The 19,821-nt window shown below is 62.4% G+C and carries 20 protein-coding genes; 11 read left to right on the forward strand and 9 right to left on the reverse strand.

From position 1 onward, the window contains the following. Nucleotides 1-10: 10 nt before the first annotated feature. The 3 genes from ASF84_RS22970 to ASF84_RS22980 all read right to left on the reverse strand — a co-directional run bounded on the left by ASF84_RS22970 (nucleotide 11) and on the right by ASF84_RS22980 (nucleotide 3,158). Nucleotides 11-1,408, reverse strand: coding sequence for a COG3014 family protein (locus tag ASF84_RS22970; RefSeq protein WP_056841174.1), 1,398 nt, complete (start codon nucleotides 1,406-1,408; stop codon nucleotides 11-13). 302 nt (nucleotides 1,409-1,710) lie between these two features. Further along, nucleotides 1,711-2,382: an isoprenoid biosynthesis glyoxalase ElbB gene (gene elbB, locus ASF84_RS22975; RefSeq protein ID WP_056841175.1), complete on the reverse strand. Its 672-nt coding sequence runs from the start codon at nucleotides 2,380-2,382 to the stop codon at nucleotides 1,711-1,713. Nucleotides 2,383-2,501: 119 nt separating this feature from the next. Then, nucleotides 2,502-3,158 (reverse strand): DedA family protein, encoded by a 657-nt coding sequence (locus ASF84_RS22980; RefSeq protein ID WP_056841176.1) that lies wholly within the window; start codon nucleotides 3,156-3,158, stop codon nucleotides 2,502-2,504. Between the two features lie 281 nt (nucleotides 3,159-3,439). Between ASF84_RS22980 and hemB the strand changes: the two genes are divergently transcribed. Both hemB and ppk1 read left to right on the forward strand, forming a co-directional pair. Further along, nucleotides 3,440-4,450, forward strand: coding sequence for a porphobilinogen synthase (gene hemB, locus ASF84_RS22985; RefSeq protein ID WP_056841177.1), 1,011 nt, complete (start codon nucleotides 3,440-3,442; stop codon nucleotides 4,448-4,450). Nucleotides 4,451-4,469: 19 nt separating this feature from the next. Next, complete coding sequence (ppk1, locus tag ASF84_RS22990; RefSeq protein WP_056841178.1) at nucleotides 4,470-6,725, forward strand: polyphosphate kinase 1; 2,256 nt, start codon at nucleotides 4,470-4,472, stop codon at nucleotides 6,723-6,725. Here the strand turns inward: ppk1 and ppx are convergent. The 5 genes from ppx to ASF84_RS23015 all read right to left on the reverse strand — a co-directional run bounded on the left by ppx (nucleotide 6,712) and on the right by ASF84_RS23015 (nucleotide 11,149). After that, entirely contained in the window at nucleotides 6,712-8,214 is a 1,503-nt protein-coding gene (gene ppx / locus ASF84_RS22995; RefSeq protein ID WP_056841508.1) for an exopolyphosphatase, read from the reverse strand. The two genes, ppk1 and ppx, sit on opposite strands and share 14 nt — an antisense overlap. Before the next feature lie 82 nt (nucleotides 8,215-8,296). Further along, a complete protein-coding gene (locus ASF84_RS23000) occupies nucleotides 8,297-9,034 on the reverse strand; it encodes an amino acid ABC transporter ATP-binding protein (RefSeq protein WP_056841179.1) in 738 nt (245 codons plus the stop codon). After that, entirely contained in the window at nucleotides 9,018-9,671 is a 654-nt protein-coding gene (locus ASF84_RS23005; RefSeq protein ID WP_082481818.1) for an amino acid ABC transporter permease, read from the reverse strand. Before ASF84_RS23005 ends, ASF84_RS23000 begins: the two co-directional genes overlap by 17 nt. Then, nucleotides 9,668-10,333 (reverse strand): amino acid ABC transporter permease, encoded by a 666-nt coding sequence (locus ASF84_RS23010; RefSeq protein WP_056841181.1) that lies wholly within the window; start codon nucleotides 10,331-10,333, stop codon nucleotides 9,668-9,670. The genes ASF84_RS23005 and ASF84_RS23010 overlap by 4 nt, the downstream gene beginning before the upstream one ends. A 30-nt stretch (nucleotides 10,334-10,363) precedes the next feature. Continuing rightward, nucleotides 10,364-11,149 carry a transporter substrate-binding domain-containing protein gene (locus ASF84_RS23015; RefSeq protein ID WP_056841182.1) on the reverse strand — a complete coding sequence of 262 codons (786 nt, stop codon included), beginning with the start codon at nucleotides 11,147-11,149 and terminating at the stop codon, nucleotides 10,364-10,366. A 256-nt stretch (nucleotides 11,150-11,405) separates the two neighbouring features. Here ASF84_RS23015 and ASF84_RS23020 point away from each other — a divergent pair, with 256 nt between their 5' ends. The 9 genes from ASF84_RS23020 to ASF84_RS23060 all read left to right on the forward strand — a co-directional run bounded on the left by ASF84_RS23020 (nucleotide 11,406) and on the right by ASF84_RS23060 (nucleotide 19,259). After that, on the forward strand, nucleotides 11,406-12,110 hold the full coding sequence (locus ASF84_RS23020) for a FadR/GntR family transcriptional regulator (protein WP_056841183.1): 705 nt from the start codon (nucleotides 11,406-11,408) through the stop codon (nucleotides 12,108-12,110). 123 nt (nucleotides 12,111-12,233) lie between these two features. Further along, the gene (gene trxA, locus ASF84_RS23025) at nucleotides 12,234-12,563 is read left to right on the forward strand and encodes a thioredoxin TrxA (RefSeq protein WP_056841184.1); all 330 of its coding nucleotides are present in this window, start codon (nucleotides 12,234-12,236) and stop codon (nucleotides 12,561-12,563) included. A 237-nt stretch (nucleotides 12,564-12,800) separates the two neighbouring features. Next, nucleotides 12,801-14,060 (forward strand): transcription termination factor Rho, encoded by a 1,260-nt coding sequence (gene rho / locus ASF84_RS23030; protein ID WP_056841185.1) that lies wholly within the window; start codon nucleotides 12,801-12,803, stop codon nucleotides 14,058-14,060. 311 nt (nucleotides 14,061-14,371) lie between these two features. After that, a complete protein-coding gene (gene ubiD / locus ASF84_RS23035; RefSeq protein WP_056841186.1) occupies nucleotides 14,372-15,838 on the forward strand; it encodes a 4-hydroxy-3-polyprenylbenzoate decarboxylase in 1,467 nt (488 codons plus the stop codon). After that, a complete protein-coding gene (locus ASF84_RS23040) occupies nucleotides 15,838-16,803 on the forward strand; it encodes a CDP-6-deoxy-delta-3,4-glucoseen reductase (RefSeq protein WP_056841187.1) in 966 nt (321 codons plus the stop codon). The genes ubiD and ASF84_RS23040 overlap by 1 nt, the downstream gene beginning before the upstream one ends. A 245-nt stretch (nucleotides 16,804-17,048) precedes the next feature. Then, the gene (locus tag ASF84_RS23045) at nucleotides 17,049-17,714 is read left to right on the forward strand and encodes a gamma-glutamylcyclotransferase (RefSeq protein ID WP_056841188.1); all 666 of its coding nucleotides are present in this window, start codon (nucleotides 17,049-17,051) and stop codon (nucleotides 17,712-17,714) included. Nucleotides 17,715-17,873: 159 nt separating this feature from the next. After that, on the forward strand, nucleotides 17,874-18,020 hold the full coding sequence (locus tag ASF84_RS29290) for a hypothetical protein (RefSeq protein ID WP_156684349.1): 147 nt from the start codon (nucleotides 17,874-17,876) through the stop codon (nucleotides 18,018-18,020). Nucleotides 18,021-18,228: 208 nt separating this feature from the next. Then, nucleotides 18,229-18,705: a hypothetical protein gene (locus tag ASF84_RS23055; protein WP_056841190.1), complete on the forward strand. Its 477-nt coding sequence runs from the start codon at nucleotides 18,229-18,231 to the stop codon at nucleotides 18,703-18,705. Between the two features lie 143 nt (nucleotides 18,706-18,848). Further along, nucleotides 18,849-19,259 (forward strand): flagellar basal body-associated protein FliL, encoded by a 411-nt coding sequence (locus tag ASF84_RS23060; RefSeq protein WP_056841191.1) that lies wholly within the window; start codon nucleotides 18,849-18,851, stop codon nucleotides 19,257-19,259. Here ASF84_RS23060 and ASF84_RS23065 read toward each other — a convergent pair. Continuing rightward, nucleotides 19,237-19,713 (reverse strand): EVE domain-containing protein, encoded by a 477-nt coding sequence (locus tag ASF84_RS23065; RefSeq protein ID WP_056841192.1) that lies wholly within the window; start codon nucleotides 19,711-19,713, stop codon nucleotides 19,237-19,239. The genes ASF84_RS23060 and ASF84_RS23065 overlap by 23 nt on opposite strands. Nucleotides 19,714-19,821: the final 108 nt, after the last annotated feature.

Genomic DNA, 19,821 nt, shown 5'->3' on the forward strand with positions numbered 1-19,821 from the left:
CCTTGAAAGATTACTTGGCAGCGGCGGTGGCGATGGCCTGCGTTGCCGCCGATGGCACGACCTGGGCGATCTGACCGTCGGCGAACACCTGGTTGCCCACGGCGCGCAGGGAGACTACCTGGTAGGGACGATCAATCTTGACGTTCACCTGTGCACCGCCCAGCGCGGTGGGCAGGGTGACCTGATGCTGGCCTTGGGGCAGGCGGATGCGCGCCACCAGGGTGTTGTCCGGCAGGGTGCGCCAGGTGCGGGTGTCGGCGCCTTCGGTGACCGCCGAGGCGATACCGACGGCCAGGCCTGCCAGCGGGTTGACGTCGTTGAGCTGCTTCTGGGCCACGCCCCGGGTGATGGCGCGCACGGTGGTGCGCACGATGATGCCCGGCATGTCGTCACGCAGCGCGCGGCGCGACATGGCGGTGGTGCTGTTGAGCAGGGTCAGGTTCAGTGGCTTGCCGTTCAGGCTGACCTGGTTGAAGGTCGGGGTGCTGGTGTCTGCACGCACCACCGGGAACGACAGCGGGGTGATGACCAGGTTGCCGCTGATCGGCAGCGGCAGCGGGATGCGCACCGAGTCGCGGGCTGGCGCGAAGCCGCTTTGCACGATCAGCAGCACATCGCTTTCGCCGGCCTTGGTGGCGTTGCCATCGAGTTTTTTCAGGGCGTCTTCAAGCAGCGGGGTGTGCGGGCGCAGTTCTACCGCCTTGCGGTAACCGGGGGCGGCCAGGCCTTTCTCGCCCAGGGCTTCATAGACGAAACCGGACAGGTAATGGCTGAACGCACTCTGGTAGCTGTTTTTCAGGCTGACCACTTCAGGGGCGTCCAGCGAGGCGACCGGGTAGCCCTTGAGGTCCTGGAATTCGGTCCGTACACCTTGCTTCTCGGCTTCCTGCTCGCTTTTCAGGTATTCCTTGTCGCGCAGCTCGGCGATCACCGCTTCACGCTCGTGGGTCTTCTTGATTTCGGTGCGGGCACCGTCGAAATCGTTGCGCGCCAGCAGGTTCAGGGCCATCTGCGTGGTCAGCATGACCTTTTCATAGTCATAGCCTTCGTAGCGGCGCACCTTGTCGTTGACCAGGAAACTGCCGAACTGGGCCAGGTACTTGTCGGTGTCGAACTTGACCGACTCTTCCCATTTGTAGACAACCTGGTCGGCTGCACGCCAGGCGGTCTGGCTGCCGTCCAGGTCACCGCTGGCACGCAGCAGTTCGCCCTTCTCGAAGTAATAGAGCAGGTCCTTGTCGGCGCTGGTGTTGTTTTTTTCCAGCGTGGCCAGGGCGCCGACGATGTTGCCGGCGGTGAGTTGCTGGTTGGTTTCCTTGAGCTCGTCGTCGTAGCTGCGAAAGGCGGCGCAGCCGGCCAGTTGTACAGCAACGATCAGCGTAAGCGCGGTCAACGCACGAGAGGACATGCTTCTATTCCCTGAATTCGATGGCTAGGGCCATGGATGCCCGCAGTGCCAGTCCAATGGCCAGGCAGGGCGGGCTGCCTGAAAAAAACGCGTACCACCGCAGTGGGGATTGGATCCCGTGATGTGCCGTGGGCGCGGAATTATAAACTCAGGGTCGGCGATGACAATGGCTATTTAATTTTGTTCCCGGAGGTTCGTCACACTTTCGACGGTAAATATGCCCGATAACGGGCGTTTTCTCACTGCGTCGAGCGACCTCCGGGGCCTGCCTTGAAACATTTCCAATATTCAGAAACAGCTTTTCAGGCCGGGTCTTGCTCATGCGTCAGCTCAATGATGCGGTCGACCAGCTTGTTGATGCCGGCAGCGGCCTCGCTGATGTTTTGCGCCAGCATGTAGGCCGGGGTGGTCACCAGCTTGTGTTCGGTGTCTTCGATGATGTCTTCGACCGCGCACGCCTTGTGGACGCCGCCCATCTGCTCGATGGTCGCAGCGGTGTCTGCATCGTTACCAATGGTGCAGACCACGCCAGGGCCATAGATCTTCGCCGCCAGGGCCGGGGTGATGCAGATCAGGCCGACGGGTTTGCCTGCGGTGGCAAAGGCCTTGAGCAGGGCCAGCACATCGCCCTGCACTTCGCAGGCGGCGCCCTCGACGGCCAGGCTGGAAAGGTTCTTGGCCGAGCCGAAGCCACCGGGGACGAGCACGGCATCGAAGTCGCCCGCCTGGGCCTGGCGTATGTCCTGGATGGCACCACGCGCGATGCGCGCCGACTCCACCAGTACATTGCGTGACTCGTCGGCGACCTGGCCGGTCAGGTGATTGACGACATGCCGTTGCGCAATGTCGGGGGCGAAGCACTGCACCTCGACACCGCGCTGGCTCAGGCGCAGCAGCGTCAGTACGCTTTCGTGGATTTCGGCGCCGTCATAGACGCCACAGCCGGACAGGATTACGGCCACTTTCTTGTGCATGTCGAGGACTCTCCATCAGGGGAACTGGTAACAGAACCAGAAACGCGTGAAAGAGAGATCGTATCAGCCGGCGGGCGTTCAATGCGCACGGCCATGCCGGTCAGGCATGGCCGCAGGGTTCAGTCGTCTTTCTTGGCCAGGTCGGGCTTGGCCAGGTCGAGGGGGGCGTCGTCGCGGTCGACAACGACAGGTGCGGCAGCCGCCTGGAGCTTTTCTTCACGGGCGATGCGTGCATTCTTCAGGCGTCGGCGCAGCCACAGGCCCAGGCCCAGCACCAGCAGGCCACCCAGGACCCACAGCTCGTACTTCTTGATATTGCCCAGCAGGCCTTCCATTACCGCACCGAAGTGGTAGGCCGCCGAGGCCAGGGCAATGGCCCAGACCGCCGCACCAATGCCGTTGAGCAGCAGGTAGCGGGCAGGCGGGTAGCCGGACAGGCCGATGGCCACCGGCATGACCGTGCGCAGGCCATAGACGAAGCGGAAGCTCAGCACCCACAGGTCAGGGTGCTTGCGCACCAGGCGCAGCGCCTTGTCGCCCATGGCTTGCCAGCGCGGTTTACGCGCGAGCAGCTTGCGCCCGTGCTTGCGACCCATGAAGTACCACAACTGATCGCCGGCATAGCTGCCGCAGAAGGCAACGACCATGACAGTGTTGAGGTCCATGTAGCTGCGAGACGCCAGGAATCCGGCAAGAACCAGAATGGTTTCGCCTTCGAAAAAGGTGCCTATGAAAAGGGCGAGGTAGCCGTAATCATTAAGAAAATTCTGGAGCATTGTCTGGATGCTGGCGAAATGAGCACGCAGCCTAACCCGCTCACGACAAACTGGAAAGCACCCAGCCGTGTCTCGACGTTAAAGAATGTAACAAGCACACTGGCCTTAGGGTCTTTGCCGTTTCAGCACGAGCCGTGATGAAACGGCAACAGACCCTAGAAGGACCCAGGGCTCTATTGCGGCCTTGGGTCGCACGCCGCACTTAAAGTGTCACACATTGGTCATAATGGCGGCTTATAACTGTCGCGCTTGCCCGCGTATGCGGGCTCAGGAGTCTTGCCGTGAGTTTTACCCCCGCCAACCGCCTGTTCCCTCTCACTCGCCTGCGTCGTAACCGCCGCGACGATTTTTCCCGTCGTCTGGTGCGTGAAAACGTGCTGACGGTCGACGACCTGATTTTGCCGGTCTTCGTGCTCGATGGCGAAAACCGCCGCGAGTCGGTGGCGTCGATGCCGGGTGTCGAGCGCCTGTCGGTGGACCTGCTGCTCAAGGAAGCCGAGCAGTGGGTGCAACTGGGCATTCCGGCCCTCGCCCTGTTTCCGGTGACCCCGGTCGAAAAGAAATCCCTGGAGGGTGCCGAAGCCTGGAATCCGGACGGCATTGCCCAGCGCGCCACCCGCGCCTTGCGTGACCGCTTTCCCGAGCTGGGCGTCATTACCGATGTGGCCCTGGATCCGTTTACCACCCACGGCCAGGACGGCATCCTTGATGAAGAAGGCTACGTCCAGAACGACATTACCGTCGATGCGCTGGTCAAACAGGCCTTGTCCCATGCCGCCGCCGGTGCTCAGGTCGTGGCGCCGTCGGACATGATGGACGGCCGCATCCAGGCCATCCGTGAAGCGCTGGAGCTGGCCGGGCACGTCAATGTCCGGATCATGGCCTACTCGGCCAAGTACGCCAGTGCCTACTACGGCCCGTTCCGCGATGCGGTCGGCTCGGCGCTGAACCTGGGCAAGGCCAACAAGGCCTCCTACCAGATGGACCCGGCCAACAGCCACGAGGCGCTGCATGAAGTGGCGGCCGACCTGGCCGAAGGCGCTGACATGGTCATGGTCAAACCGGGCATGCCATACCTGGACATCCTTTACCGGGTCAAGGACGAATTCAAGGTCCCGACCTTTGTCTATCAGGTCAGCGGCGAGTACGCGATGCACATGGCCGCGATCGAGAATGGCTGGCTGAGCGAGGGGGTGATTCTCGAATCGCTCACCGCTTTCAAACGCGCTGGCGCAGACGGCATCCTGACTTACTTTGCCGTGCGCGCCGCTCAACTGTTAAAAGGGCAATAGCCTCCTCACAGGAACATTCATGAATACCGAAGGACTCACCCAAGCCACTGTAGAAGTCGATGTTCAGGAGGCTGCAACCGTGGTTGAGCCTGAAATCAAGCCGACCCCGCCTGTCGAGGCGCCGGTTGTCGAGGCTCAGCTCAATGAGGCCCCGGTGGTCGACGCTCCGGTCGTCGCCGCCGTGCCTGCGGTCGTGCCGAACCTGGACGACAGCAGCCTTTATATCCACCGCGAGCTGGCGCAGTTGCAGTTCAATATTCGCGTGCTGGAACAGGCGCTGGATGAGTCCTACCCGTTGCTGGAACGACTGAAGTTCCTGCTGATCTTTTCCAGCAACCTCGATGAATTCTTCGAGATCCGTGTGGCGGGTCTCAAGAAACAGATCAATTTCGCCCGCGAACAGGCCGGTGCCGACGGCCTGCAGCCGCATCAGGCGCTGAGCCGTATCAGCGACCTGGTACACGGTCATGTCGACCACCAGTACGCGATCCTCAACGACATCCTGCTGCCGGAGCTGGAAAAGCACCAGGTGCGCTTCATCCGTCGTCGTTACTGGACGGTGAAGCTCAAGACCTGGGTGCGCCGCTATTTCCGTGACGAGATCGCGCCGATCATCACCCCGATCGGCCTGGACCCGACCCACCCGTTCCCGTTGCTGGTCAACAAGAGCCTGAACTTCATCGTCGAGCTTGAAGGCGTCGATGCCTTCGGCCGTGACTCGGGCCTGGCGATCATCCCGGCACCGCGCCTGCTGCCGCGGGTCATCAAGGTGCCCGAGGACGTTGGTGGCCCGGGCGACAACTTCGTGTTCCTGTCGTCGATGATCCATGCGCATGCCGACGACCTGTTCCAGGGCATGAAGGTCAAGGGCTGCTACCAGTTCCGCCTGACCCGCAACGCCGACCTGGCGCTGGATTCCGAGGACGTCGAAGACCTGGCCCGCGCCCTGCGCGGCGAGCTGTTCTCGCGACGCTATGGCGATGCGGTGCGCCTGGAAGTGGCCGACACCTGTCCCAAACAGCTGTCGGACTATCTGCTCAAGCAGTTCAGCCTGAACGAGTCGGAGCTGTACCGGGTCAACGGGCCGGTCAACCTGACGCGTCTGTTCAGCATCACCGGCCTGGACAGCCACCCCGAGCTGCAATACCCGCCGTTCACGCCGGCGATTCCCAAGCTGCTGCAGAATAGCGATAACCTGTTCAGCGTGATCCGCAAGCAGGACATCCTGCTGCTGCACCCTTTCGAGTCGTTCACCCCGGTGGTCGACCTGATGCGCCAGGCCGCCAAGGACCCGCATGTGCTGGCGGTGCGCCAGACCCTGTACCGCAGCGGGGCCAACTCCGAGATCGTCGATGCGCTGGTGGATGCGGCGCGTAACGGCAAGGAAGTCACGGTGGTCATCGAGTTGCGCGCGCGCTTCGACGAAGAGTCCAACCTGCTGCTGGCCAGCCGCCTGCAAGCGGCCGGTGCCGTGGTGATCTATGGTGTGGTCGGCTTCAAGACCCACTCCAAGATGATGCTGATCCTGCGCCGCGAGGCCGGGGAAATCGTGCGTTATGCGCACATGGGCACCGGTAACTACCACGCCGGCAACGCCCGCCTGTACACCGACTACAGCATGCTGACCGCCGACGACGCCCTGTGCGAGGACGTCGGCAAGCTGTTCAGCCAGTTGATCGGCATGGGCAAGACGCTGCGCATGAAAAAGCTGCTGCATGCGCCGTTCACCCTGAAGAAGGGCATCCTCGACATGATCGCCCGCGAGGCGCAGGCCGCGCTCGAGGGCAAGCCGGCGCACATCATGGCCAAGTTCAACTCGCTGACCGACCCCAAGGTCATCCGCGCGCTGTACAAGGCCAGCCAGTCCGGGGTCAAGATCGACCTGGTGGTGCGTGGCATGTGCTGCCTGCGCCCAGGGATTGCCGGGGTGTCGCATAACATCCAGGTGCGCTCGATCATCGGCCGCTTCCTGGAGCACACCCGGGTCTATTACTTCCTCAATGGCGGTGACGAGCAGTTGTTCCTGTCCAGTGCCGACTGGATGGAACGCAACCTCGACAAGCGCGTCGAGACTTGCTTCCCGGTGGAGGGCAAGAAGCTGTTGCTACGGGTCAAGAAAGAGCTGGAGCTTTACCTGACCGATAACACCCACAGCTGGCTGCTGCAGCCGGACGGGCGCTATGTGCGCAGCACCCCGACCGGCAACCAGAACCCCCGCAGTGCCCAGGCGACCCTGCTGGAGCGCCTGAGCAATCCGGTGATCAGCGTGAACTGAAGACGATCCCGACCCGGGTCAGCCACTCCGCTTCCAGCGCGAAGTCGGCCTGGGTCAGCTGATTGTTTTCCAGCCAGCCGGCCGGGAACTGTGCGTCGAGGTTCGGACCATCGGCGCGCAGCACCACCTGCGGCATTTCCTGGGTGCCCCGGATGTGGTGGAACAGGATCGCAAAGCGCAGCAGCACGCACAGGCGGATCAGCTTGATGCCCTCGTCGCCGAACTCGGCAAACCGGTCCTTGGGAATATTGCGGCGATGGCCGCGCACCAGCAATGCCAGCTTCTGCTGGTCCTCGCGTGAAAAGCCGGCCAGGTCGGAGTGCTCGATCAGGTAGGCGCCGTGCTTGTGGTAATGGTAGTGGGCGATGTCCAGGCCCACTTCGTGCACCTTGGCGGCCCAGCTCAGCAGCTCGGCATAGTTCTCGTCCTGCAGGTCCCAGGCCTCGGCCACCTGCTCCAGCGCGTGCAGGGCCTTGCGCTCGACCCTGCCGGCCTGTTCCAGATCGACGTGATAGCGGTCCATCAGCGACTTGAGCGTACGCTCGCGCACGTCTTCATGGTGATGGCGGCCCAGCAGGTCGTAGAGCACGCCTTCGCGCAGCGCGCCTTCACAGTGGTCCATGCGCTGCAATTCCAGCGCATCAAAGATGGCTTCCAGAATCGCCAGGCCCGCCGGGAAGATCGCCAGGCGGTCGGGCTTGATGCCGTCGAAGTCGATTTTCTCGATGTCTCCCAGCTTGAACAGGCGGCGCTTGAGCCAGGCCAGGCCTTCGGCATTGACCTCGCCGGAGCCGTGGCCGTTGGCCTTGAGCACCGTACCAATGGCGCGGATGGTGCCGGACGAACCGATGGCCTCATCCCACTTCAGGCGGTGTAGGGCCTGCTCGATGCTCATCAGCTCCAGGCGGGCAGCGGTGTAGGCCTGGGCATAACGCGCCGGCGTGATCTTGCCGTCGCGGAAATAACGCTGGGTGAAGCTGACGCAGCCCATCTGCAGGCTTTCGCGCAGCAGGGGCTCGAAGCGCTGGCCGATGATGAATTCGGTACTGCCACCGCCGATGTCGGCCACCAGGCGCTTGCCAGGGGTGTCGGCCAGGGTATGCGACACGCCCAGGTAGATCAGGCGCGCCTCTTCACGGCCCGAGATGACCTCCACGGTATGACCGAGAATGGCCTCGGCACGGTGGATGAACTCATTGCGGTTGCGCGCCTCGCGCAGGGCGTTGGTGCCCACGATGCGCACCGCGCCCAGGGGCAGGCCGTTGATCAGTTGGGCAAAGCGCTTGAGGCAGTCCAGGCCGCGTTGCATGGACTCCTCTGTGAGCTGGCGCTCTTCGGTGATCCCGGCAGCCAGCTGAACCTTCTCGCCCAGCCGCTCAAGAATACGGATTTCACCCTCGTTGGCCTTGGCCACCACCATGTGGAAGCTGTTCGAGCCCAGGTCGATGGCGGCGATCAGGGAGAAATTCTTGATTTTGGTATGGGGCATGATCAGATGAGTCTCGGTCAGTGACCGCGCCATCGTGCCACGATCCATGCCTGTAGCCAACGCGAAGCTGCGGATGCTGGCATCAGGCCTGCTCGACCGACCCAATGAAGTTGGCCAGTTCCGGGGTCTGCGGGTGGGCCATCAGGTCTTTCGGGTGGCCGGTTTCATGCACCTTGCCCTGATGCATGAACACCAGTTTGTCGCCCACTTCGCGGGCAAAGCGCATTTCATGGGTGACCATGATCAGCGTCATGCCATCGGCGGCCAGCTGGCGCACCACGCTGAGCACTTCGTTGACCAGCTCGGGATCCAGCGCCGAAGTGATTTCGTCGCACAGCAAGACCTTGGGCGACATGGCCAGTGCCCGGGCAATGGCCACGCGTTGTTGCTGGCCGCCGGACAACCGGTCCGGGAAGGCATCGAACTTGTCGCCCAGGCCGACGCGGTCGAGCATCTGCCGGGCCAGGGTCGCGGCCTCGCTGCGCGAGGTCTTCTTCACCACCTGCGGGGCCAGCATGACGTTCTCGCCCACCGACAGGTGCGGGAACAGGTTGAACTGCTGGAACACCATGCCGACCTTCTGGCGCAGGCTGCGCAAGTCGGCGCGGGCGGCGTCCAGGTATTCGCCGTCGACCTCGATCACGCCGTCGTTGATCGACTCCAGGCCGTTGAGCGTGCGCAGCAGCGTGCTCTTGCCCGAGCCGCTGCGGCCGATGATGGCCACCACCTGGCCCTGTTCGACCGTCAGGTCGATGCCTTTGAGCACATGGTGGTCACCGTAGTACTTGTGCAGTGCGGAAACTCTAAGCAGTGGTGGCATGCAGCCTCCTTTCCAGCTGGCGCGCGCAAAGCGACAGGGGATAGCACAGGATGAAATAGCCCAGGGCCACAAACCCGTAGACCATGAAGGGTTCGAACGTGGCGTTGGCCAGCATGCTGCCGGTCTTGGTCAGTTCGGTGAAACCGATGATCGAGGTCACCGCCGTGCCCTTGACCACTTGCACCGAGAAGCCCACGGTGGGCGCCACGGCAATGCGCAAGGCCTGGGGCAGGATGACGTAGCGCATCTGCTCAAGCGGGTTCAGGGCCAGGCTGGCCGAGGCTTCCCACTGGCCCTTGCCGATCGACTCGACGCAACCGCGCCAGATCTCGGCCAGGAACGCACTGGTAAACAGGGTCAGCGCCACGGCCGCCGCCGCCCAGGGCGAAATGTCCAGGCCCAGCAAGGCGACGCCGAAAAATACCAGGAACAACTGCATCAGCAGCGGCGTGCCCTGAAACAGCTCTATATAGATGTGCGCCAGCCAGCGTGGGCCGGCCTTGCTCGACAGGCGCATGCCCATCACCAGCAGCCCGACCAGCCCGCCGCCGATGAACGCCACCAGCGACAGGGCCAGCGTCCATTGCAGGCCGGTCAGCAGGTTGCGCAGGATGTCCCAAAGCGTGAAATCCATCAGCCGTTCCTCGCGATGTAGCGTCGTCCGACCCAGGCCAGCAATTGCCGGATCAACAGGGCCATGCACAGGTAGATCAGGGTGGTGACGATGTAGGTTTCAAAGGCGCGGAAGTTGCGTGACTGGATGAAGTTGGCGAAGAAACTCAGCTCTTCGGTGGCGATCTGCGAACACACCGCCGAGCCCAGCATGACAATGATGATCTGGCTGCTCAGCGCCGGCCAGACCTTGCCCAGCGCCGGCACCAGCACCACATGCCGAAACGCCTCGAAGCGGGTCATGGCCAGCGCGGCGGCCGCTTCAAGCTGGCCCTTGGGAATGGCCTGGATACCCGCGCGGATGATTTCTGTCGAATAGGCGCCCAGGTTGATCACCATGGCCAGGATTGCCGCCTGCCATTCACTGATCTGCAGCCCCAGCGACGGCAGGCCGAAGAAGATGAAGAACAGCTGCACCAGAAACGGCGTGTTGCGGATCAGTTCGACATAGACGCCGAAGATCACCGAGAACGGTTTGATGTTCCACGCCCTGACCAGCGCCCCGATGATGCCCAGGCCAACCCCGAGCAACGTGCCGATGGCGGTCAGCTCCAGCGTGAACAGCGCACCGCGCAGCAACAGGTCGGTGTTTTGCACCACCGGTGTGAAGTCGAAGTCATAAGCCATGAGCGGGTCTCGTCAGTGCGACTCAAGCGATCAGAGGTCAGCCGGCAGCGGTTGCTTGAGCCATGTGGTCGAGGCTTTTTCCAGCGTGCCGTCGGCCTTGGCGGCATTGAGGATCTCATTAACCTTGCCCAGCAGTTCGGGCTGGCCCTTGTTCACACCGACATAGACCGGCGAGTCCTTGAGCTTCACTTTCAGGGCCGGAACGCGCTTGGGGTTGCGCTCGCTGATGGCGACCATGACCACGTTGCCGCTGGCAATCAGGTCGGTCTGCCCGGCCAGGTAGGCGGCGATGGTCGAGTTGTTGTCTTCGAAACGCTTGATGGTCGCGCCCTGTGGCGCGACGGCGCTGAGCTCGATGTCCTCGATGGCGCCACGGGTCACGCTGATGGTCTTGCCGTTGAGGTCGGCCATGTCCTTGATCGGTGCGTCAGGCGGGCCGAATACAGCCAGGTAGAACGGCGCATAGGCGCGCGAGAAGTCGATGACCTTTTCGCGGTCGGGGTTCTTGCCCAGGCTGGAAATGACCAGGTCGACCTTGCCGGTGGTCAGGTACGGGATGCGGTTGGTGCTGTTGACCGGGGTCAGCTCCAGCTTGACCTTCAACTGGTCGGCCAGCAGCTTGGCCGTGTCGATGTCCAGGCCGCGCGGTTTCATGTCCGGGCCGACCGAGCCGAAGGGCGGGAAGTCCTGGGGCACTGCCACCTTCAGGGTGCCGCGTGTCGTGATGTCGTCCAGGCCATTGGCGTGGGCCGGTGCCTGGCTGAGGGCCAGACTGGTAAACAAAGCCGCGAGCAGAGCACTGTAACGCTTGGTCATGAGGCATCTCCGGATGGCGCGATAAGGTGGGCACAAGCACAAGCACCAGTGCACAGGCCATGCCATACCTTTGCCGGCAACGGTAAATCAAGGCTTTCAGCGCTGATTTGGTCTTACTGGTCTGAACAGTTGCTCAGGGCTGCGCCCAATCCTGGAGCGCCGCCAGGCCTTGTCGCCCCAGCACTGGGCGTCGCTTGCCCGATGACGCTGATAAGGATAAAAGGGGTTTTTACCGGACCGACTGGCCTGAACAGTGATGCTCACCCCCTCCCTTGCCGTACCCGAATCGGCCCTCAGGGCCATCCGCAAACTGATTGTCGAGCAGGGCTACCAGCCTGGCGACAGCCTGCCCTCGCAGCGCGACCTGGCGGTGTTACTGGGCGTCAGCCGCGCTTCGCTGCGCGAAGCGCTGTCTTCGCTCAGCGCCATGGGCCTGGTCAGCGTACAGCCGGGCAAGGGTGTGTTTGTGCAGTCGCTGCATGAACCACAATCGCGCAGCCCGGGATTTTCCTGGCCGCAGGGCGCCCAGGCCTCGCCGGCCGATACGTTCCAGCTGCGTTATGCCCTGGAAGGCTTTGCGGCAGGCCTGGCGGCCGTGACGCTGACCGCCGACGAGCGTGATGTGCTGGAAGACAACGTCGAGGCCATGCGCCTGGAGTTGCGCAGCGGTGACTTCGAAGCCGCTGCCCGGCTGGACTTCGAGTTTCATCGGTTGATTCTGGTGGCCAGTGGCAATCAGGCGATCCTGGGCATCATGACCTCCGGGGCCGATATCTTTCTGGAAAGCCAGAAAATGCCATTCATCCGGGCTTCACGGGCCATGGAAACCTGGCAGGAACACCGCAAGATCCTGCGCTCGCTGGCACGCCATGCCAGCGGCCCGGCCCAGCGCGCCATGCAGGAGCATATTCGCGGCGCGGCCTTGCGCACCGGCATCGTATTTGTCTCGCCGGCCACCTGAGGAATGCGCTATAACCCGCCTCATGCACCCTCATAGACAGAGTCAATCAACCCTGACTTCCTGAATGCCGGCAGGCCCGCTATGATGGGTCACGTTTTTTAGCCTACCGATTCGGAGAATTCCATGAGTAGCGACCTGATCAAACACGTCACCGACGCCAGCTTTGAAACCGATGTCCTCAAGGCAGAAGGCCCTGTACTGGTTGACTACTGGGCCGAGTGGTGTGGCCCGTGCAAGATGATCGCCCCGGTGCTGGACGAAATTGCCAGCACCTATGAAGGCAAGCTGACCGTTGCCAAGCTGAACATCGACGAAAACCAGGAAACCCCGGCCAAGCACGGCGTGCGTGGCATTCCGACCCTGATGCTGTTCAAGGGCGGCGATGTTGCCGCCACCAAGGTGGGCGCCTTGTCCAAGTCGCAACTGGCGGCCTTTCTGGACGCGAACATCTAAGCTTTACAGGCTTGCCAAGACCCCGCGAATCGCGGGGTTTTTTTCAAGCCTCACACTAGACGCCTGCAAATCCAGGTGTTACATTCGGCCCCGCTATGGTGTCTTCCGTAGCCCCCTGCAAGCCGTCGCCGACGCTCTCCTTTCGATTCAGTACGCGATCCTTTCGCCATCTCTGCGGCGCGGTCTCATTAAGCAAAATGCTTAATTTCCCCTCATATACGATTACTTCATTCCCATATGAACCTGACTGAACTCAAGCAAAAGCCGATTACCGATCTGCTCGAAATGGCCGAACAGATGGGCATAGAAAATATGGCCCGTTCGCGCAAGCAGGATGTGATTTTCTCCCTGCTCAAGAAGCACGCGAAAAGCGGTGAGGAAATTTCTGGTGATGGCGTGCTGGAGATTCTCCAGGACGGCTTCGGTTTCCTGCGTTCCGCGGACGCGTCCTATCTGGCCGGCCCTGATGACATCTACGTCTCGCCCAGCCAGATCCGTCGCTTCAACCTGCGCACCGGCGACACCATCGTTGGCAAGATCCGCCCGCCCAAAGAAGGCGAGCGTTACTTCGCGCTGCTCAAGGTCGACACGATCAACTACGACCGTCCCGAGAACGCCAAGAACAAGATCCTGTTCGAGAACCTGACGCCCCTGTTCCCGACCATCCGCATGAAGATGGAAGCCGGCAACGGCTCCACCGAAGACCTGACCGGTCGGGTGATCGACCTGTGTGCGCCGATCGGCAAGGGCCAGCGTGGCCTGATCGTTGCGCCGCCCAAGGCCGGCAAGACCATCATGCTGCAGAACATCGCGTCGAACATCACGCGTAACAACCCTGAAGTGCACCTGATCGTCCTGTTGATCGACGAGCGTCCTGAAGAAGTAACCGAAATGCAGCGCACCGTGCGCGGCGAAGTGGTTGCCTCGACTTTCGACGAGCCGCCGACCCGTCACGTCCAGGTGGCCGAGATGGTCATCGAGAAGGCCAAGCGCCTGGTCGAGCACAAGAAGGACGTGGTCATCCTGCTCGACTCCATTACCCGTCTGGCGCGCGCCTACAACACCGTGATCCCGAGCTCCGGCAAGGTCCTGACCGGTGGTGTCGACGCCCATGCCCTGGAGAAGCCAAAGCGTTTCTTCGGTGCGGCGCGTAACATCGAAGAAGGCGGCTCGCTGACCATCATCGCCACCGCGTTGATCGAGACCGGCTCGAAGATGGATGAAGTGATCTACGAAGAGTTCAAGGGTACCGGTAACATGGAGCTGCCCCTGGACCGCAAGATCGCCGAAAAGCGCGTCTTCCCGGCCATCAACATCAACCGTTCCGGCACCCGCCGCGAAGAGTTGCTGACCGCCGACGACGAGCTGCAGCGCATGTGGATCCTGCGCAAGCTGCTGCACCCCATGGACGAAGTCGCCGCGATCGAGTTTCTGATCGACAAGCTCAAGACGACCAAGACCAACGATGAGTTCTTCCTGTCCATGAAACGCAAGTGACAGGCAGCCGCTCATGAAAATGGCGCCCTTCGGGGCGCCATTTTTTATTGAATACCAAATTCACCCCGGTAGGAGCGCGCTCTGCCGGAATGCCGGACCACCGCGACCGGCTGCGTAGCAGTCGTAAAATTGTGGCGCTTTCGAGATTTTTGCGAGCGCTGCGCACTCGGTCGCGGGCAAGCGCGCTCCTACGGGTCTGCGGTGTTCCAAGGCGGCAGCCAGGCTCCTGCGCGCCCTTTTTTTACCCGCATTCGCAAGCCAGGCATTGGAGCAGGTACGATGTGCACCTATTTCAGAAAGTGGCCGGGTCAATGAAATTCAAGGATCTTAGGGATTTCGTGCAGCAGCTTGAGCAGCGCGGAGAATTGAAACGCATCCAGATGCCCATTTCCCCTGTCCTGGAAATGACCGAGATCTGTGACCGCACCCTGCGGGCCAAGGGCCCGGCCCTGTTGTTCGAAAAGCCGGTCGGCTTCGACATCCCGGTGCTGGGCAACCTGTTCGGCACGCCTGAGCGGGTGGCCATGGGCATGGGTGCCGAAACCACCGCCGAGTTGCGTGAAATCGGCAAGCTGCTGGCCTTTCTCAAGGAGCCCGAGCCGCCCAAGGGCCTCAAGGACGCCTGGTCGAAGCTGCCGATCTTCAAGAAAGTCATCGCCATGGCGCCCAAGGTGGTCAAGGACGCGCCGTGCCAGGAAGTGGTCATCGAGGGCGACGACGTCGACCTGGGCCTGCTGCCGGTACAGACCTGCTGGCCGGGCGATGTCGCGCCGCTGATCACCTGGGGCCTGACCGTCACGCGCGGTCCGAACAAGGAGCGCCAGAACCTGGGCATCTATCGCCAGCAGGTGATCGGCCGCAACAAGGTCATCATGCGCTGGCTCAGCCACCGCGGTGGCGCGCTGGACTTCAAGGAATGGTGCGCCAAACACCCTGGCCAGCCGTTTCCGGTGGCCGTGGCCCTGGGCGCGGACCCGGCGACCATTCTCGGTGCGGTCACGCCCGTGCCCGACAGCCTTTCGGAATACGCCTTCGCCGGCCTGCTGCGCGACAGCCGCACCGAGCTGATCAAATGCCGTGGCAACGACCTGCAAGTGCCGGCCAGTGCCGAAATCGTCCTCGAAGGGGTTATTCACCCCGGCGAAATGGCCGATGAAGGCCCGTACGGCGACCACACCGGCTACTACAACGAAGTCGACAGCTTCCCGGTGTTCACCGTCGAGCGCATCACCCATCGCGTCAAGCCGATCTACCACAGCACCTACACCGGCCGTCCACCGGATGAGCCGGCGATCCTGGGCGTGGCGCTCAACGAAGTGTTCGTGCCCATCCTGCAGAAGCAGTTCCCGGAAATCGTCGACTTCTACCTGCCGCCCGAGGGCTGTTCGTACCGCATGGCGGTGGTGACCATCAAGAAGCAGTACCCAGGCCATGCCAAGCGCGTAATGCTGGGGGTGTGGTCGTTCCTGCGACAGTTCATGTACACCAAGTTCGTTATCGTGACCGACGACGATATCAATGCACGCGACTGGAACGACGTGATCTGGGCCATTACCACGCGCATGGACCCCAAGCGCGATACGGTGATGATCGAGAATACCCCCATCGACTACCTGGACTTCGCCTCGCCCGTGTCTGGCCTTGGCTCCAAGATGGGCCTGGACGCCACGCACAAGTGGCCCGGTGAAACCACGCGGGAATGGGGGCGTGCAATCGTCAAGGACGAAGCCACCACACGTCGTGTCGACGAGATCTGGAACCAGCTGGGAATCAATTGATGCGCGTAACCTTGCAGCCCTCCGGCGCGGTGCTGGAAACCTTGCCCGGCGAGGCCATCCTGGCCGCGGCGCAGCGTCTGGGCCATGAATGCCCCAGCAGCTGCCGCAACGGCAACTGCCATGTCTGCGCCGCCCTGCTGGTCGAAGGCCGGGTGATGCAGGCCGGGCAGGCGCATGACCATGGCGAGGTCTACACCTGCCTGGCCGAGCCACTGGAGGACTGTGTGCTGCTGTGGGACGGCGTGCTGGCCTTGGGCGAACTGCCGGTGCGCAAGCTGGCCTGCCAGGTCAGCGAGTGCACAGCGGTCGGCGGCGATGTCTGGCGCATCGGCCTGCGTGCGCCGGCCGGCAAGCCGCCGCGCTACCATGCCGGGCAATACCTGATGATCGAGCGCGAGAGCGGCGATAAGTCAGCGTTCTCGCTGGCCAGCGCCCCGCATCGGGGCCGTGACCTGGAGTTGCATGTGCTGGTGCGTGAAGCCGGCGCCCAGGCCTTGCTGGCGCAACTGCAGCGCGACGGCCTGGCGCGGGTCGAGCTGCCGTTTGGCGACACCCACCTGGCCGAGCTGCCCGACGGTCCGCTGGTGCTGATCGCCGCCGGCACCGGCATGGCGCAGATGCACAGCCTGATCGAACACTGCCGTGCCGAAGGCTTCAGGCATCCGGTGCACCTGTACTGGGGCGTGCGTCGCCCGGAAGATTTCTACGCCATCGACCACTGGGATCAATGGCAGCAATTGCCCAACCTGTACCTGCACAAGGTGGTCAGCGACCTCTGTGCCTGGGAAGGGCGCTGCGGCCTGCTGCATGAGGCCGTACGCGAAGACATTGCGGACCTGTCCGGTGTGCATGTCTACGCCAGCGGCTCGCCGGCGATGATCTATGCCACCCTCGACGCCCTGGTCGAGGCCGGCATGGACGCCCATCGCATGCGGGCCGATGTGTTCGCCTACGCCCCGCGCTGAGGCTTATGACGTTTACACAGCCGCTTAGCGGCAAACGGTCTTATCGCCCGCCGATCTGAACGCCGTTGCGGTTGGATTGGAAATTGCTTCATGCCAGTATTGGGTCTTGTTCGATAAGGGTTCATCGAACGCCCTTTTAATCGCGATCGGTTCCTTGCAGCATCGAAACACCACGGCTTCGGACGCTGCCCGTCTCTGGCAGGCCGTCCGGCCATGACTGGCAGTCACCCTGCCAGGGGAGGCAAATGGCTAATCCAATCAATGAGCTGGCCGCCGCCGTCCACGACGGCCTGGGGCTGGCTTACCCACCGACCATCGACCTGGGTCCGCAACTGACCCACGAACAACTGCTGGCGTCGATGCACGCTACCCTGCAAGACCATGAGGGCGGCCCGGTCTGGCTGTTCGCCTACGGCTCGCTCATCTGGCGGCCCGAATGCCCCGCCGTGGAGCGCCAGCGCGCCCGGGTGCACGGTTACCATCGCGGCCTGTACCTGTGGTCCCACGAACACCGTGGTACGCCCGACATTCCGGGCCTGGTGTTCGGCCTGGACCGTGGCGGCTCATGCACCGGCTTCGCCTATCGGCTGAGCGAGGAATGCCTCGAAGAATCACTGCTGGCCCTGTGGCAGCGCGAAATGCCGTACCCCTCGTATCGCCCGCACTGGCTCAGTTGCCGGCTGGGCGACGGTCGCAAGGTCCAGGCGCTGGGCTTTGTGCTGGAGCGTCACTTGCCCAGCTATGCCGGCAACCTGCCCGACAGCGTGCTGACCCAGGTGCTGGCCACCGCCACCGGGCGCTATGGCACCACCCGTGACTATGTGCACCAGACCGCCCAGGCCCTGCGCAGCCACGCGATGCCGGACCGGGTGCTGGAAGCACGGCTCAGGCGTTGTGGGTCACTGGGTTGAGTTGAGTTCTGTGATGGGTGTCCGCTTTTTAAAAGCTATACAAGGTATTTCAGAGTTCTCCTACAGCGTCCTCGGAAATCATGAACTTATAAACAACGCCCATCCCGCCTAGCATGACGGTCATGGCGCCACAGCGGCGCGTCTGTGCGAGAAGCGGAAATGAAATGGTGGGTGCTGATCCTGTGTCTGTTGCCCTATTCGGCGGCGTCGGCCCAAGGGTGGCGGGTGCCGGTCGAGGCGCCGGCGCCGGTGTATCCGGCACAATTGATCGAGGCCACTATGCCGGCAAGGTGCGAGCCAGGCTGACGGTTGAGCCCGACGGTTCAATTGCCGACTTCTACATCATTGAAAGCATGCACCCGGCGCTGCTCCGTCAACTGAACCCGGCCTTGCCAGCCATTGTGAAGCGCTGCGCGAAGCGTCCTGAATGATGAAACGGCAACAGACCCTACTATATTCTCGACTCACTCAAATGCGCTCTGCAGCAAACGGCCGGCAGGGCAGGAGAACGCTCATGAAACTTCGCCCCGAACTGATGCCGCCCACATTGGACGAGGCGTCAGTCGCCCGACTGGCTGTGTTGGCCGCAGAAATCGATGGCGGGGATCCTCTGCAAACCCGGGAACAACTGGCGACCTTCAACCGGGAAGCCATGACCGCTTACGAATTCATCGATTTCCAGGGTATTTATGGTGCGCAAGAGCACATCACCTGGGTTCGCCGTGTGCTGGCGGTTCCTCATCAGCGCCATGTGGCCGATGTCACACGCTCTGAGTTAATCGAGATGGCTCGCCGTGTCATGGACTCCGACGGGCCCGAGCATGACATCGGATTCTGGCTGGACATGCTGGCAATCAACATCCCGGACGAACGTATCTCGGACCTGATCTTCTGGCCGGATGACTATTTTGGCCATGAGACGGATGGGCAAGCGCTCACCCCGGAGCAACTCATCGATGTGGCGTTGGCAGGCCGGGCGATTGCGCCGTGATTGCGCCTGGGCCTATTTCTTTTGCCGCCCTGGCCGATAACCTCGAAACAACGCCGATTCGGCGGGCTGGCTCGTGCGCCAGCTGCCTGTTCAAACGCTGTAGACTGCGCAGCCCGGCGCTAATCGTATTGAAGGAGTGGACTGTGAAAGCGTGGATCCTGATGTTGCTGGCCCTGTCGCTGCCTGCCCTGGTGCAGGCCGAAGAAAAGAAGGAAGAAGATGCCGCGCCGAAGGCCGCCTATGTCAGCCTGACGCCACCGTTCGTGGGCAACTACGCGCTCGATGGCGGGCCCAAGGTGCGGGTGTACAAGGCCGACATCGCCGTGCGCGTCACCGGTGCCGATGCGGCCGCAGCGGTCAAACGCAACGACGCGCTGATCCGTAACCAGTTGGTGGCCTTGTTTGCCCAGCAGACAGTCGAGAGCATGGGCACTGCCGAGGCCAAGGAAAAACTGCGTCAGGAAGCGCTCAAGCAGGTTCAGCAGATCATGAACGACGAAGAAGGCAAGCCCGTCGTCGAAGACCTGCTGTTCAATAACCTGATTGCCCAGTAGCAGAGGCCGTCAGTGCCATGATCGCTGCCCATTGTTCGGCGGTCACCGGCATCACCGACAGCCTGCTGCCCTTTTGCACCAGGGGCAGTTGCTCCAGCGCCGTTTGCTGCTTGAGCCAGCCCAGCCCCAGCACCTTGGCAAACTGCTGGTCAAAGCCCACGTCGATGGCGCTCCAGGCATTTTTTTCAGGACTGGCCTTGGGGTCGAAGTAGTGGCTGTCCGGGTCCAGCGCCGTCGGGTCGGGGTAGGCGCTGCGCACAATGTGGCCTGTGCCGGCGATGCCGGGCTCGGGGCAACTGGAGTGGTAGAAAAGAAAACCGTCGCCTTCGGCCATGCTGCGCAGAAAGTTGCGCGCCTGATAGTTGCGCACGCCGTCCCAGCGCGCCTGGCCCAGGCGTTGCAGGTCACTGATCGAGAACTCGTCAGGCTCGGATTTCATCAGCCAGTAGGCCACGGCGGGGACTCCAGAAAGGGGATTGAGACAAGTTCATGACAAACCGACAGCCGGTTCGATTGATAATTTGCGTACTGCGTCACGTTACCGCAAAATGCCGCTCCTTTC

The sequence above is a fragment of the Pseudomonas sp. Leaf127 genome, assembly GCF_001423155.1.
GTDB classification, from domain to species: Bacteria; Pseudomonadota; Gammaproteobacteria; order Pseudomonadales; family Pseudomonadaceae; genus Aquipseudomonas; species Aquipseudomonas ovata.

Coding starts and splice junctions, on each gene's coding strand:
- ASF84_RS22970 (WP_056841174.1), bottom strand. CDS start 1,408: ATGTCCTCTCGTGCGTTGACCGCGCTTACGCTGATCGTTGCTGTACAA.
- elbB (WP_056841175.1), bottom strand. CDS start 2,382: ATGCACAAGAAAGTGGCCGTAATCCTGTCCGGCTGTGGCGTCTATGAC.
- ASF84_RS22980 (WP_056841176.1), bottom strand. CDS start 3,158: ATGCTCCAGAATTTTCTTAATGATTACGGCTACCTCGCCCTTTTCATA.
- ppk1 (WP_056841178.1), top strand. CDS start 4,470: ATGAATACCGAAGGACTCACCCAAGCCACTGTAGAAGTCGATGTTCAG.
- ppx (WP_056841508.1), bottom strand. CDS start 8,214: ATGCCCCATACCAAAATCAAGAATTTCTCCCTGATCGCCGCCATCGAC.
- ASF84_RS23000 (WP_056841179.1), bottom strand. CDS start 9,034: ATGCCACCACTGCTTAGAGTTTCCGCACTGCACAAGTACTACGGTGAC.
- ASF84_RS23010 (WP_056841181.1), bottom strand. CDS start 10,333: ATGGCTTATGACTTCGACTTCACACCGGTGGTGCAAAACACCGACCTG.
- ASF84_RS23015 (WP_056841182.1), bottom strand. CDS start 11,149: ATGACCAAGCGTTACAGTGCTCTGCTCGCGGCTTTGTTTACCAGTCTG.
- ASF84_RS23020 (WP_056841183.1), top strand. CDS start 11,406: ATGCTCACCCCCTCCCTTGCCGTACCCGAATCGGCCCTCAGGGCCATC.
- trxA (WP_056841184.1), top strand. CDS start 12,234: ATGAGTAGCGACCTGATCAAACACGTCACCGACGCCAGCTTTGAAACC.
- rho (WP_056841185.1), top strand. CDS start 12,801: ATGAACCTGACTGAACTCAAGCAAAAGCCGATTACCGATCTGCTCGAA.
- ubiD (WP_056841186.1), top strand. CDS start 14,372: ATGAAATTCAAGGATCTTAGGGATTTCGTGCAGCAGCTTGAGCAGCGC.
- ASF84_RS23040 (WP_056841187.1), top strand. CDS start 15,838: ATGCGCGTAACCTTGCAGCCCTCCGGCGCGGTGCTGGAAACCTTGCCC.
- ASF84_RS23045 (WP_056841188.1), top strand. CDS start 17,049: ATGGCTAATCCAATCAATGAGCTGGCCGCCGCCGTCCACGACGGCCTG.
- ASF84_RS29290 (WP_156684349.1), top strand. CDS start 17,874: ATGAAATGGTGGGTGCTGATCCTGTGTCTGTTGCCCTATTCGGCGGCG.
- ASF84_RS23055 (WP_056841190.1), top strand. CDS start 18,229: ATGAAACTTCGCCCCGAACTGATGCCGCCCACATTGGACGAGGCGTCA.